The following is a 13,166-nucleotide window of genomic DNA, read 5'->3' on the forward strand; positions in this document are numbered from 1 at the left end:
CCCCGGCCCGGTCCCGGCCGTACCCACCGCCCGCACGGCGGGCGCTGCTCCCGTAGGGTCGAAAAATGGTCGATCGTCCGCTGCACTCGCACTCGCACCCGCGTGCGCACCTGGAGCCGCTCGCCCGGGCGCGGGTCGTCGTCAATGGTGCGCCGCGGGGCATCCCGAGTGGCCAGCCGCTGCCCGACCTGCTCGCCGAGCTGGGCCTGCCGTCCGGTTCGGTGGTGGTCGAGCACAATGGCGTGGCGCTGACGCCGTCCGAGATGCCCGCCGTCCGGCTCGCCGACGGCGACATCCTGGAGATCGTGCGTGCTGTCGCCGGAGGTTGAGGGATCGTCGCCGCGCGCCGGTGGGCCGGCCCGGGCGGACCGGTTGCGGCGGCTGGCCGACGCCCGCCTGTACCTGTGCACGCCGCGTCGGGCCGAGTTCGACGCCTTCCTGAGCGCCGTGGTCGGCACGCCCGAGGCCCCCGGGGTCGATCTGATCCAGCTCCGGGAGAAGGGGCTCGAATGGGACGAGGAGCTCGGCGGGCTGCGGCGGGTGCAGGCCGCCGCTGGCGCCAGGGGAGTGCTGGTCAGCGCGAATGACCGTGCCGACCTCGCCGCCTTCGCCGGGGTCGACATCCTGCACGCCGGTCAGGGCGATATCCCGCCGCGGTTCGCCCGGCGCCTGATGGGCCCGGACGTGCTGATCGGACAGTCGACGCACGATCTCGACCAGTTCCTCGCGGCGCTCGCCGACCCCGACGTCGACTACGTGTGCGTGGGGCCGGTGCACGCCACGCCCACCAAGGAGGGCCGGCCGCCGGTCGGCCTGGGCCTGCCCCGGCTGGCCGCGCGGCACGCTCCTCCGTTCGTCCCGGGCGTGAAGCCGTGGTTCGTCACCGGCGGCGTCGGTCCGGATACCCTGGATGAGATCCTCGCGACGGGAGCGCGCCGCGTGGTGGTCGTGCGGGGCCTCACCGGGGCCGAGGATCCGGCCGCGAGCGCCGTTGCCCTCGCTCGGCGTCTGCGCGCTGTCTGAGAGCCGTCTGAGAGTTGTCGATGCGCCGTCCGAGCCTCCGCCCCAGCCACCGATGCGCCATCTGAGCTATCTCGCGGTCCTGGCAGGATGCCTGCTCGGAACGGCGCCGCTCGAGGTGTTTCTGGGCACCCGGGTGTACGCCCGGCCGGTTCGGCTGCTGCTGACCCTCGCCCCCGTCATCGTGATCTTCGTTGCCTGGGACCTGTTCGCCGTCTCCGCGGGGCACTGGAGCTTCGACCGGCGCCGCATCACCGGGGTCCTGCTTCCGGGGAGCCTTCCCCTGGAGGAGCTGCTGTTCTTCGTCGTGGTGCCGATGTGCGCGATCCTGACGCTGGAGGCCGTGCGCGCGGTGCGGGGCTGGGACGTCGGCGACGAGCCCGCCCATCCGAGCGCGACGCGTTCCGGTGGGACTCCCGATGGTGATCGGCCGTGAGCTACACAGCCCTAGCGGTCGTCGGGGTCGCGCTGGCGATCGCGATGGACCTGTGGGTCCTGCGGACCCGGCTGCTGACCCGGCGGGTTTTCTGGACTTCCTACGCGATCATCGCATTGTTCCAGTTGATCTCCAACGGGATCCTCACCGGGTTCGGCGTCGTCGTCTACGACCCCCGCCGGATCCTCGGCCCGCGGATCGCACACGCTCCGGTCGAGGATCTGCTGTTCGGCTTCGCGCTGGTGACCCAGACGTTGGCATGGTGGGTCTGGTGGGGGCGCCGGCTGCGGGGCGGGCCGCCCGGCCGGCTCCGCAGCCGGCGGATCGGGGAGAGCCGGGAGGCCGGCGACAACGGGGGTAACGGCGACAACGGGAGTAACGGCGACAACGGGGGTAACGGGGAGAATCGGGGCATCCCGCCTCGGCCCGAGGGTCGAGAGAGATCTCAGCGTACTTCGTGACGGAAACGAGCGAATTGGTCCCCTAGCGAGAATCCGTCGGCTTAATCTCGTCATGATGACGCATGATGGTGCGGGGGCCCGGGATCGCCGGGACGTCACCGTTCTCCCTGGGGGCGTTCAGGTCGGATCCTGCCGATCCGGTGGGGACGCATCATTGCTGTAGTGGTTGCGTTGGTCGTCATCGTTGCGGGTCTGGTGGTTGTGCGTGGGCGGATGGCCGGCGACCATCGTGCGGGTTTCTCCGGAGGCAGGCCGGGTGCGCCGGTCGCACCGCCGGCACCCGTGCCCGGTGACGAGGACGGGCCGGCGGACGTGACGGCGGCAGCCCCGGTCACTGCTCGGCCGGGTGCCGGTCCAGCCCTTCCCACCGCGCCCGTGGCCTCCCCGAGTGCCGGCCTCGGGTCGGTTCCGCCGCGGGTCGCCCCGACCGCCGCGAGACCGCGAACCGGACCGCCGCCTGGGTCACCGGCCGTCCCGGTCGCTCCGCGGCCCTCCGGCCCGGCCCTCGGCCTGAGCTCGACCAGGGCCGACCTGGGTGACGTCGACTCCGTCTGGCGGCTTGACCTGCGTGGCGAGGGCACGGCGCCGGTCGACGTCGTGATCGGCGCCAGCCCGTCCTGGCTCATCGTGATGCCCGGCCGGTCGCGGATCGATCCGGGGGCCGTCGTCCCCCTGGTGATCGCTCTTGACCGGGCGGCGGCACCGTCCGGACCGATCGACGTGACCGTTCCGATCAGGCCCCGCGAGGGGGGCGGCGGGGGCGACGTGCGGGTCACCGCCAGGGTCGACGGCTCGCTACAGGTGGTATCGATGGTTGCGGCGCCGACGACGCTGTACCCGTCCGGCTGCGCGCCGGCCGCCAGGTCGACCCTCCCCGGCGACCGCGTCCCCGGCAGCGGTGTCCCCGGCAGCGGTGTCCACGGTGACGGTGTCCGTCGTCGACGCGACCGGCATCTTCGCCGTGGAGCTCGTGGTGAGCCTCCCCGACGGAGGCAGGGCGAGTGTGTCGCTGGTCCTTGACCGGGCGACGGGTAACCGGTCGACGTGGTCCGGCCCGGTGGGCCCGGCCCGTGTGGCCGGGGCGATCACCTACACGGCTACGGTGACCGATCTCGACGGGCGGCGTTCCCGGGCACCGGGATCCCTCACCGTTCTGCCCTGCCCCTCCTGATCGGCGCGGTGGTGGCAGCGGTGGCGGTGGGAAAGTATGGTGCCGCCCGGTTCGGGGGGTACCGGACGGCACGGTATAGCACGACAGATTGGCCAGGACGCGCCAAGGTTTCGTCGGGTGGTGAAGGTATCACCGCGACGACCATTCGTCGCGGATGGGGAACGATCAGGGGCGCGGCATCATCCAAAGACGGGTGGCATCCAAAGACGGGTGGCGCAGGCCCAGAGACGGGTGTTGCAGGCCCGGGGCGCCGCGGTACGCGATGCACGCGCCGCCGGGCGCCGGAGAAAACGGGTGGGTGAGGTCGTGGACGCTGCTCTCGGGGATGTCGGTGTGCCGCGTCAGACCGGGCCGCAGCCGGCCGTGAAGCCGGCCGTGGAGCGGGCCGGCCGGGACGGTGCCGCGCGGTGGCGTCGACCCCTGCCGCCGGTCGAGCAGGTGCGTCCGGGATTGTGGAGTATCCCCGTCCCGCTGCCCTGGGCCAAACCGGCGCACGTGTTCGTGTACGTCTTCGAGACTTCCACGGGCCCGTTCCTGATGGACGCCGGCTGGGACTTCGACGAGGCGTTCGACGCGTTGCAGGCCGGACTGGCGATGATCAGGATGTCGGTGGCCGACGTGCAGGGCGTCGTGGTGACCCATGCGCACCTGGACCACTACGGCCTGGCGCCCCGGATCCGGGAGGCATCCGGGGCGTGGGTCTCGTTGCATCCCCTGGACGAGGCGATGCTCCGGCACTTCGAACATGGTTACGCTGACCGGATCTCCGAGCTGATGACCCGGGCTGGGGCGCCCGCCGAGATGACCGAGCGCCTGCTGGCGGGCTACCAGCAGCCGGCCCGGGGCCTGCCGCGACCCGACATCCTCATCGAGGACGGCGACCGGCCGGACATCCCGGGCTGGGATCTCACCGCACTGTGGACACCGGGCCATTCGCCGGGACACCTCTGCTTCTGGGAGCCGACCAACCGGCTGCTGTTCTCCGGGGACCACGTCCTGCCCTCGACGGCGGTCGGGGTACCCGCGCCGGAGGAGGCTGCTCCTGATCCGCTGGGCGACTACCTGCGCTCGCTGGCCCGGCTGCGGGGCCTGCCGGCCGAGGAGGTGCTGCCGGCGCACGAGCACCGGTTCACCGGGCTGGAGCGCCGGCTCGCGGAGCTCGACGCGCATCACGCCGGCCGGCTGTCCGAGGTCGTCGAGGGACTGCGCGCGGGTGCCTCGCGGGTCTGGGACGTCGCCGGGTACGTGACCTGGCATCGGCCGTTCCGGAACCTGCGGGGGGTGGCGCTGCAGAACGCCGTGATGGACACGACGTCGTATCTCGCGACGCTGGAGGCAACCGGCGCGGCGCGTTCCGAGCCGGGAACACCAGACCGGTGGCGCCTGATCGAGCCGTAGGGCCCGCCGGTCAATTGGTATTAGGGTGAGGATATGACCTCCGTGTCGCTGTCCAAGGGCGGCAATGTCTCGCTGAGCAAGGTCGTCCCCAACCTCACTGCGGTGACGGTGGGCCTGGGGGGGCAGGTGCGGCAGACCACCGGTGCCGCCTACGACCTCGACGCCAGCGCGATCATTGTGAATGACGCCGGCCGGGTCCTTTCCGACGGCTATTTCGTGTTCTTCAACAATCTGGTGAGTCCGGACGGTGCGGTGAAGCACCTGGGTGACAACCTGGTCGGTGGCGGCGGCGGTGACGACGAGCAGATCAACGTCGACCTGCGGACGCTGACCCCGCAGGCGGCGAAGGTCGTGTTCACCGTGTCCATCTACGATGCCGACTCGCGTCGGCAGGCCTTCGGCCAGATCCGTAACGCGTTCATCCGGGTGACGGACGCGACGAACGGCGCGGAGGTGGCCCGTTATGACCTCACCGAGGATGCCTCCACGGAGACGGCGATGATCTTCGGCGAGCTGTACCGCTACGGTGGGGAGTGGAAGTTCCGCGCCGTCGGCCAGGGATACGCCTCCGGGTTGCGCGGGATCGCCCTGGACTTCGGCGTCAACGTTACCTGACTGACCGTACGAGTCTCGTGACCGTACGAGTCTCGTGACCGCTGACCGCCTCCGCTCCCACAGGTTCAGACGCGGCGCCATCCGGTGGCGGGGCGGGCGTTGCCGATCGTCGGCACGACCCGGGAGCGGGCTCCTCGCGGCGCGACGACCATGACGCGCACAGAACAGGTGTTGGCGTCGATCCGGTAGAGGATCCGCCAGGTCCGCCCGCTGGCCTCGTGCATGCCGACCTGCTCGCCGGGGATCGGAGTGCCGGCCTTGCGCGGATCGTCGCGCAGGGCACCGTCGAGGAACCGGCGGACCTCGCCGCGGGTGAGCTCGGCCAGCTTCGACAGGTCCCGCTCGGCCGAGGCGGACAGCGTCACCTCGTGCTTGTCACTCACCGCCGGCTCCCGTCCCGCCGGCCAGCCGTCCTCCGGCGGCCGGAAGCGGGGAAAGCTCCACGTTCTCCACGTGAAGATCCTATGCGCCCGCCTCCACCGGGGCTCGCGCTTCTCGCCCCCATGCGGGGAAACGGTAGCCATCATTGCCGGGAGCCGAGAAGCCCTTCCGCGGTCCGGATGAACCGGGTGGCATGGGCGGTTATGCAGGTATGCGCTTCGGAGACGACGACACCATTCGCCGCATGCTCACCGACACCGAGGTCTGGGCGGTGGTGGGGCTGTCCAACGACACCCGCCGGACCGCCTACAGCATTGCGGACTACCTGCGACGGCACGGCAAGCGTGTCGTACCTGTGCACCCCTCGGCACCTACGGTCGCGGGGGAGCAAGGATACGCGACGTTGAGCGAGATCCCGTTCCCCGTCGACGTCGTCGACCTGTTTGTCCGGTCGGAGTTCGCCGGCCCGGTCGTCGACGAGGCAGTGAAGATCGGCGCGAAGGGTGTCTGGCTCCAGCTCGGTGTGCGGGACGAGGCTGCCGCGGCGCGTGCGGGCGAGGCCGGGCTGGACGTCGTCATGGACACCTGCCCGGCGATCGAGGCACCCCGGTTGGGGCTCGACTGAGCAGTACGAAGCGGCGGGTCGCGAGCGCGGCGGCAGGCGGGAAGAGCACGAGGACGGGGAGCAGGTAGCGGTAGTCGAAGCACACCGTCGCGGCCGGGACGATGAGCGTGGCGGCCCCGGCCGCCACGAGGAGGGCCATGTCCGCCCGCAGCCGTCGATCTTCGGCGGCCCGGTCCCGCAGACCCCCCCGGCGCCGGGTGCTGTGGTTCCCCGGCGACGCACGGCGGTCCCGGTCCGGGGTTATGATCGCGGCGATGGTGACGATCATCATCGCGGCCAGGGCCGGACCGGGCGTGAAGACGAGACGCTGGTAGCTCCGCAGGAAACCGGCGGACGGCTTGCGGATGACGCGGGTGGGCGCGTCCCCGTGGAAGCCGAGCAGTGGCTCGTTGTTGTGCAGGTAGCGCGGTTCGTCACCGGTCGGGAACCGCCAGGTCGCGTCCGGCCAGTCGCGGTGCCCGACCGGTCGGCCCGGGGCGAAGTAGTGCGCGATCTCCCCGCCGACCATCCGGGCGTAGTCACCGAACTGATACCGGATGACCTGGCGGGTGAAGTCGCGCAGCAGCGCGTCCCGCTTGTCGTCGGGCATGTCGAGCCGCCAGCGCGGGCTGTTGCCGTTCCAGACGTAGTAGCTGGGATCGGGCCGCCCCGTCACCGGATGCGGGGAGCACAGGACGAGCTGGCGTGTGCTCAGGTGCAGGCGATCACATTCGGCGATCGGTGCCACCCGGCCGTACATCCACACCGCGTCCCCACCGGTGAGCGCGTATTTCCCGTGCGCGGTGTGGAACCAGCCCGCGTAGCCGACGAGTGGAACGGCGAGCATCACGGCGAAGGCGGCGGACCGGAGCCATCCGACGCGACGAAGAAGCAGGTAGCCCACGGCGAGCACACCCATGGCGACCCCGATGGTGCGGACCAGGCCCGCCCCGCCCAGTAACAGGCCGGCGAGCCCGCACGCCCACACCGACGGTCGTGCCGACCAGGTCAGGGCGATCATCGCGGCGACCAGCAGGATCGCGAACAGTGTCTCGGCCATCACGTAGTGCTCGAGGACAAGCTGGTAGGCGTCCAGCAGGACCGGCGCGGCGGCGATGGCCGCTACCGGGGCCGCCACTCGGCGGTGGACCAGCAGGACGTAGATCCCCACCCCGGGCGCCAGGCCCGCGACGTGCTGGACCACTGTCACCCACCACAGGTCGCCGGTGTGCGACAGCAGGCGCAGGAAGGCGGGGTAGCCGGCCGGCCGCATCGGGTCGGGCGCGTGCAGGGTGGAAAGTCGCAGGTAGGCATAGGAGTCGCCGTTGAACTCGAACGCCGGCCGGTAGGCGTGCCCGGTGACCACCCGCAGCGTCATCCCGGCGACCAGGAGAACCGCGAAGGGTAGATGCCGCGTGACCGGCCGGGCGGGTCGGGCCGGCTGGGCGGAGGCCGGACCCGATGCACGGCGCCGCGCGTTCGGGCCATAGAGCGGGCCGGGGTGCTCCCCGGACGGCACCCGGCCCGGGGCGGCGAGGTCATCCGCGGGGTCATCCCCGAGGACAGCGGGATCGCGTAGGGAGACGGGCGCGGCGTCGCCGGGCAGCGGTGGAAAGCGGCGTCTGCCCAGGGCAGCCATTCTGCCCAGGACGGCCATGATGAATATCCGCCGTTCTCAGAACCTGACGACCTCGGCCGGGTGTTCCAGCGCCTCGAAGAACGGGCCGAGACCGGGCGTGTCGGCCCGTGGGCCGCTCGTCCCGGCCCGGGTGGAGTCTGTCCCGACCCGGGTGGAGCCTGGGCCGGCACTCGCAACCGCGCCCGCGTCAGGGCCCGTGCCGGCACGAGTACCGCGGGCCGACGCCCGCTGATGCCCCCCGCTGGGCCCGGCGGTCAGCAGCCGCAGGAAGAAGGATCCGAAGGCGGTCTGCGCGCCCAGCACCATCAGTGTCATCGCGAGCAGTGCCGGGCGCATCTCGTTGAGCGGCCCGAGATGGTTGGCCAGCCAGCGGACGAGGACGACCACGTCCACGACGAATCCGACGATGAACAGGCCCGCGCCGAGCGCAAGCCCGCGTTCGAGGGTGAACAGGCGGTGGATGAGCGGCAGTGGCCAGCGGCGGCGCTCCTGCCAGCCGAGGGCGTGGTTGTGGACGTCGGCGCAGACCCCCAGCAGCACCAGTTGCCAGCCGAGCAGCGCCAGCAGCGCGAACAGGATCGAGAAGTGCAGGTCCAGCCGGTGGAAGCCGAGATTGAGCGAGCCGGGCAGCAGCGCCGCCTGGCCCGCGATCCCGAGCGCCAGCAGCACCAGGCCGGGCAGCACGAACAGGTGCCTCGGCGCCAGCAGCAGCATGAACCGCAGGTGCCGCCAACCGTCCCGCAGGGAGTGCAGCTTGGAGGCCCCGACCCGCGGATGGTAGGTGATCGGCACCTCCTCGATCCGCAGCTCGGCGCGGCCCGCGGCGATCACCAGTTCGGAGGCGAGCTCCATCCCCTCGCAGCGCAGCTGCATACGCAGGTACGCCTCTCGGCTGAAGGCCCGCATGCCCGAGTGCGCGTCGGAGGAACGGACGTCGAACAGCCGGTTCAGGATGCCGGTGAGTGCGGGGTTGCCGACGTAACGGTGCAGCCAGGGCATCGCTCCCGGCAGGATCTCCCCGGCGAAGCGCGACCCGAGCACGTAGTCGGCCCGCCCGGCGCGCAGCGGAGCGAGCAGGACGCCCAGATCTGAGAAGTCGTAGGAGTCGTCGGCGTCGCCCATCACGATCAGCCGGCCTCGGGCGGCGGCGAACCCGGCCAGGTAGGCGTTGCCGTAGCCGCGCCGGGTCTCGCGGACGACCCGGGCACCCGCGGCGGCGGCGACGTCCGCCGACCGGTCCGTGGACCCGTTGTCGACAACGACGACCTCGCCCGCGGCACCCGCGGTGGCCAGTCCCGCAAGGGCCTTGTGTACGCAGATGCCGACCGACTCCTGCTCGTTCAGACACGGCATGACGACCGACACCTCGACCGGCTTTCCGCCGGCACGCGGGCCGGTGGGGAGGCCCCCGAAGGTATCGGTACCGACACTCGTGGCGCCGTCCATCGTCCGTACCCCCTTGTGGCCGGGCATGTCCGGGTCCGTGGCCGTTCACTGGTGCCTGTCCGTGGCCCTGCCGTGTCGATGCCCGGTCGCCGGGGGCAACGGGCGCCGTTCATGCAGGTGGGCGCATCAGCGGAACCGGCCCACGTCATTGTTGCGGTCAGGGTGGCGGAACCGCTCGGCCACCGCCCCGTAACCTACCGATCCGATGGTCCGGTCCTGTTACCGGCATCTCGCTGTAGGCACCCCGTGGTCCGCCCGGCTGGTTCCCGATGTGCCGTGTTTCGCATCCGCGCTGGTCACAGCCGTTGTCCACGCTGACTTGCGGGCCGGGGTCGCAGACATGTCGGCCCCTTCACCCGCGCCTCGGTGTGACGCTTCTTACGGAGAGGCGTAACGTCTGGTGCTCGTGCAAGCTGTTCGCGTTTCAGACCCGGCATCGGCGTCCCCGGTGCCCTCCGACGACCCGGAGCCATCCTCGCCCGAGCCGTCCTCCGATCCCCTGCCCGCCGGCGCCTCACGCGCAGCCGCACCCCGGCGACGTGGTTGCCCGCACTCCCCGCCCTGCCCCACGGCGGACAGTGTGGATCGTGACGCCGCCCGGGTGGCCAGCCAGCATTGGGACCAGGGCTGGATCCTGCTGTGTAACGGGGTGATCCTGTTCGAGGACACCGGCGAGATCCTGCCGACAGGTCGCACCGTCGAGCCACGACGGGCGCTGCCCCGGCCCGGGGGCGTGGCATGGCCGCCGGCTCCGAGATGGGCGAGCCAGGCCCCGGTCGCGGTCTGACAGGCGCGCTCTGAACAGGCGCGCTCTGACAGCCGCGGCCTGACAGCGAGCTCCTTCTGCTCGCTCCTCCCGCGGGGTTCGGGAGGATGTGAGGTTCATCCCAGTTGATCTGGGTGTCCCCGTTACGGGTACGGTGCCGGCGTGGGGTCAAGGCCGGTAACGAGGCCGGGAACCGGGACCGCTCTCCGCTGGCCCGCGGAGAGCCGGGTCGGTCGGCGCGCCCGGATCCTCATGCGCCGTGACATCGCGCTGGGCCGGACGTTCCTGCACGCCTTCACCAGGGCGGACCGGTCGCTGTTCGCGGCGCTGGCCGGCGGCAGACCGCTGCTCGACCCGGTGCTGCCGCGGCTGTCTCATGCCGCCGATCACGGTCTGCTCTGGTGGGGGGTGGCCGGGACGCTCGGTGCGACGAAGGGACGCCGTCGCCCGGCGGCCGCCCGTGGCCTGCTCGCCCTGGGAGTCGCGAGCGTCCTCGCCAACGGGCCGATGAAGGTGGTGTTCCGCCGGGACCGCCCACCGACTCACACGATTCCCCCGCTGCGGCGGCTTCGCGAGGATCTCACGACGTTCTCGTTCCCCTCCGGGCACGCGGCGTCGGCGGCCGCCTTCGCCACCGGAGTCGCGTTGGACGCGCCCGGCGCGGCAGTGCCGGTGGCCGCGCTCGCCGCCACGGTGGCGTTCTCCCGGGTGTACGTCGGGGTGCACTATCCCGGGGACGTGGCCGCCGGCGTGCTGCTGGGGATCGGGGCGGGCCTGCTGACGACGAAGGTGATGCCGCGTCGGCCGTGGGCCCCTGCCCGGGCCAGCCCCGCGTCGGCGTGGGCGCCCGCCCTGCCCGACGGCGACGGCCTCACGGTGGTGGTGAACGCCCGTTCCGGTCCGGGTAACCACACGGACCTGCTCGCCGTGCTGCGGGCCGACCTGCCCAGGGCCCGGGTCGTCGAGGTCGACGCGGGCGGCGACGTAAGAACCGCGCTGGTGTCCGTGGCGGCGCGGTCCCGTGTGCTGGGCGTCGCCGGCGGCGACGGCACCATCAACGCGGCCGCCCAGACCGCGCTGGCGCACGGCGTGCCGCTGGCGGTCTTCCCCGCGGGCACGCTCAACCACTTCGCCGCGGACGTCGGACTCGCCGAGGCGGGTGACTCGGTGCAGGCGATACGGGAGGGTTCGGCGGTCGCCGTCGGCATCGGCCGGGCCGAGGGCATCAGCGCGACGTTCAGTCGGTTCTCCCGTATCTTCGTGAACACCGCGAGTCTCGGCGGCTACCCGGACATGGTCGCCATCCGTGCACGGTTCGAGCGCCACATCGGCAAGTGGCCGGCGATGCTCATCGCGCTGAGCTGGGTGCTGCGCCACGAAGCGCCGTTCGAGGTCGAGATCGACTCCGAGTACCGCCGGGTCTGGCTGATCTTCGTCGGCAACGGGATCTACCAGCCCGGCGGGTTCGCCCCCACCTACCGCACCCGCCTTGACGAAGGGCTGCTGGACCTGCGGGTGGTCGACGCCGCGGCGCCGCTTGCCCGGCTCCGGCTGGTGGGGGCGGTGCTGACCGGCCGTCTCGGGCGCAGCCGGGTGTACGAACAACACACGGTCGAACGGGTCACGATCTCATCCCGTCAGCCCGGCCCGCTGCCGTTCGCCTGTGACGGCGAGGTCACGGAGGGGGTGGAACGCATCGTCATCACTCCGGGCGGAGCCCGACTGATCGTCTACCGGCCGTGGCGGCCCGACGCATCCGGCTGAGCCGGGCCGGTGGACCGACAGCCGGGCGGACCGACAGCCGGGTGGACCGACAGCCGGGCGGACCGACAGCCGGGCGGACCGACAGCCGGGCGGACCGCGGCGGCGTCAGCGACCGCGGCGGTGCTGCAACGGGATGAGCGTGTGCAGCGGGCTGGTCAGCCGGGTGAACTGGTCGGCGTCGAGGAGATCCTCGACGAGCAGCGCGCAGGCCAGGTCGGCGCACAGCTCCATGACCCGCCGGTCCTCGCTCGAATCGGTGCCCCGATGGCCGCGGCAGTACGGGCACAACCGCCAGAAGCCCTCGGCGGCGCTGCGCCGGACCAGGGTCCACACCCGGCGACGCCCGGTCACCACGGCGCTCGCGAAGGCGGCGTCCATCGCCATCTGGTGCGCGGAGTCGTCGCGGGTGAGCGCGGACACCAGCAGGTCGTCGAAGACCTCGAGGCTGTCTGGATCGTGGCAGCGCCCGGCGAGGACCGGGAGTGCCGCGAGAACCTGCTTCACGTCCGCCGCGGCCGGGCCGAGGTCGGGTTCGTGTGCGCGCGCGCGGGGGTAGACCGTACGCCACGGACGCATCAGCGCCGCATACTCCGCGCGGCCGAGGATGGGCCGGGCGTAGGAGGCGGCGACCGCGTCGCGCATCGCGCGCAGAGCCGTGGCGGCGATCGTCGGTTCGACGGTGACGTACTCCGCGCCGGTGAGGTCGTCGGCGTAGATCGCGCTCAACGCGTCGAAGGCGGCCAGCACCTCGACGATCAATGGCGAGTCGGGGGAGAGCGCCTTGTCCCGGGCTGCGGCGAGGTACCCCGAGTTACGCCAGGCGCCGGCGAGCGAGACGAGCTCCGTGTCGGTGGTGTGGACGAGTTGGGCGAGGATGCCGAGAATGCCGCGGAGGTTGGGATGTTCCTCCAGCCGCTCGATGCGACGGGCCCGCAGGATCATGCCGCCGTCCCGCCCGCGCGGCTCGCGCCGCCGCGCTGGGACCGCCGTGGGTTCACCGCGCTCCCGCCCGTCCGCGGTACAGGTGATGCCGCCGCGGGTGCGGTGGTCGTCGCGACACCGTTCACCTCGTCCTCCTCGACCGTCGCAGCATGCGCCGCGCGGGCCTCGTCACGACCCGCAGCCGCGCGCCGGCCGGTCGGCTGGTCGTCGGCTGGCCGGCCGGCTCCTGATTGACCTGACAATTGAACTGACAGCGACCTGACAGATGCCTGACCGTACCGGACCGCGAAGTGGCCGTGCGGTGATCGGCAGGCGGGTTTTCGTTGCTCTCCGACACCGACGGGGGTCGGGAGTACGTGCCGGAGGCTTCGCCGCCGGCGGTTTCGCGGCTGGTAACGCCGCGTGACCAACCTTTGGACATCACCCTCGAGAGACTAGGGCCTGTTTGGGAAGTATGTCCCGAGGCTGGCCGTGGATCTGATGGTGATTTTCGGATTGCATGATCCGTTGTGTGGTGCGGGGT

At 71.8% G+C, this 13,166-nt stretch carries 14 protein-coding genes; 10 read left to right on the top strand and 4 right to left on the bottom strand.

Annotated features, from left to right (window positions below):
* Positions 1–65: 65 nt before the first annotated feature.
* The 7 genes from thiS (at position 66) to ACY5KJ_RS10410 (ending at position 5,101) form a co-directional block, all read left to right on the top strand.
* Complete coding sequence (gene thiS / locus ACY5KJ_RS10380) at positions 66–329, top strand: sulfur carrier protein ThiS (RefSeq protein ID WP_462187962.1); 264 nt, start codon at positions 66–68, stop codon at positions 327–329.
* Positions 310–1,023, top strand: coding sequence for a thiamine phosphate synthase (locus ACY5KJ_RS10385; protein WP_462187963.1), 714 nt, complete (start codon positions 310–312; stop codon positions 1,021–1,023). The genes thiS and ACY5KJ_RS10385 overlap by 20 nt, the downstream gene beginning before the upstream one ends.
* Before the next feature lie 52 nt (positions 1,024–1,075).
* Positions 1,076–1,456: a lycopene cyclase domain-containing protein gene (locus ACY5KJ_RS10390; protein ID WP_462203265.1), complete on the top strand. Its 381-nt coding sequence runs from the start codon at positions 1,076–1,078 to the stop codon at positions 1,454–1,456.
* Positions 1,453–1,917 (top strand): lycopene cyclase domain-containing protein, encoded by a 465-nt coding sequence (locus ACY5KJ_RS10395; protein ID WP_462187965.1) that lies wholly within the window; start codon positions 1,453–1,455, stop codon positions 1,915–1,917. Before ACY5KJ_RS10390 ends, ACY5KJ_RS10395 begins: the two co-directional genes overlap by 4 nt.
* 922 nt (positions 1,918–2,839) lie before the next feature.
* Positions 2,840–3,088 carry a hypothetical protein gene (locus ACY5KJ_RS10400; RefSeq protein WP_462203266.1) on the top strand — a complete coding sequence of 83 codons (249 nt, stop codon included), beginning with the start codon at positions 2,840–2,842 and terminating at the stop codon, positions 3,086–3,088.
* Between the two features lie 294 nt (positions 3,089–3,382).
* Entirely contained in the window at positions 3,383–4,486 is a 1,104-nt protein-coding gene (locus tag ACY5KJ_RS10405; protein WP_462187967.1) for an MBL fold metallo-hydrolase, read from the top strand.
* Between the two features lie 33 nt (positions 4,487–4,519).
* Positions 4,520–5,101, top strand: coding sequence for a TerD family protein (locus tag ACY5KJ_RS10410; RefSeq protein WP_462187968.1), 582 nt, complete (start codon positions 4,520–4,522; stop codon positions 5,099–5,101).
* A 65-nt stretch (positions 5,102–5,166) separates the two neighbouring features.
* Here ACY5KJ_RS10410 and ACY5KJ_RS10415 read toward each other — a convergent pair whose 3' ends face one another.
* Positions 5,167–5,484, bottom strand: a complete 318-nt coding sequence (locus ACY5KJ_RS10415; RefSeq protein WP_462187969.1) for a type II toxin-antitoxin system RelE family toxin — start codon at positions 5,482–5,484, stop codon at positions 5,167–5,169.
* A gap of 191 nt (positions 5,485–5,675) precedes the next feature.
* Between ACY5KJ_RS10415 and ACY5KJ_RS10420 the strand changes: the two genes are divergently transcribed.
* Positions 5,676–6,107 (top strand): CoA-binding protein, encoded by a 432-nt coding sequence (locus tag ACY5KJ_RS10420; RefSeq protein ID WP_462187970.1) that lies wholly within the window; start codon positions 5,676–5,678, stop codon positions 6,105–6,107.
* On the opposite strand, the gene ACY5KJ_RS10425 is transcribed toward ACY5KJ_RS10420, so the two are convergent.
* Both ACY5KJ_RS10425 and ACY5KJ_RS10430 read right to left on the bottom strand, forming a co-directional pair.
* The gene (locus tag ACY5KJ_RS10425) at positions 6,058–7,743 is read right to left on the bottom strand and encodes a hypothetical protein (protein ID WP_462187971.1); all 1,686 of its coding nucleotides are present in this window, start codon (positions 7,741–7,743) and stop codon (positions 6,058–6,060) included. The genes ACY5KJ_RS10420 and ACY5KJ_RS10425 overlap by 50 nt on opposite strands.
* Positions 7,744–7,761: 18 nt before the next feature.
* On the bottom strand, positions 7,762–9,171 hold the full coding sequence (locus tag ACY5KJ_RS10430; RefSeq protein WP_462187974.1) for a glycosyltransferase family 2 protein: 1,410 nt from the start codon (positions 9,169–9,171) through the stop codon (positions 7,762–7,764).
* Between the two features lie 448 nt (positions 9,172–9,619).
* Here ACY5KJ_RS10430 and ACY5KJ_RS10435 point away from each other — a divergent pair, with 448 nt between their 5' ends.
* The gene (locus tag ACY5KJ_RS10435; protein ID WP_462187972.1) at positions 9,620–9,958 is read left to right on the top strand and encodes a DUF5999 family protein; all 339 of its coding nucleotides are present in this window, start codon (positions 9,620–9,622) and stop codon (positions 9,956–9,958) included.
* Between the two features lie 231 nt (positions 9,959–10,189).
* Entirely contained in the window at positions 10,190–11,701 is a 1,512-nt protein-coding gene (locus tag ACY5KJ_RS10440; protein WP_462187975.1) for a phosphatase PAP2 family protein, read from the top strand.
* 105 nt (positions 11,702–11,806) lie between these two features.
* Here ACY5KJ_RS10440 and ACY5KJ_RS10445 read toward each other — a convergent pair whose 3' ends face one another.
* A complete protein-coding gene (locus ACY5KJ_RS10445) occupies positions 11,807–12,643 on the bottom strand; it encodes a hypothetical protein (RefSeq protein ID WP_462187973.1) in 837 nt (278 codons plus the stop codon).
* Between the last annotated feature and the right edge of the window lie 523 nt (positions 12,644–13,166).

The organism is Frankia sp. CcWB3, assembly GCF_977927595.1.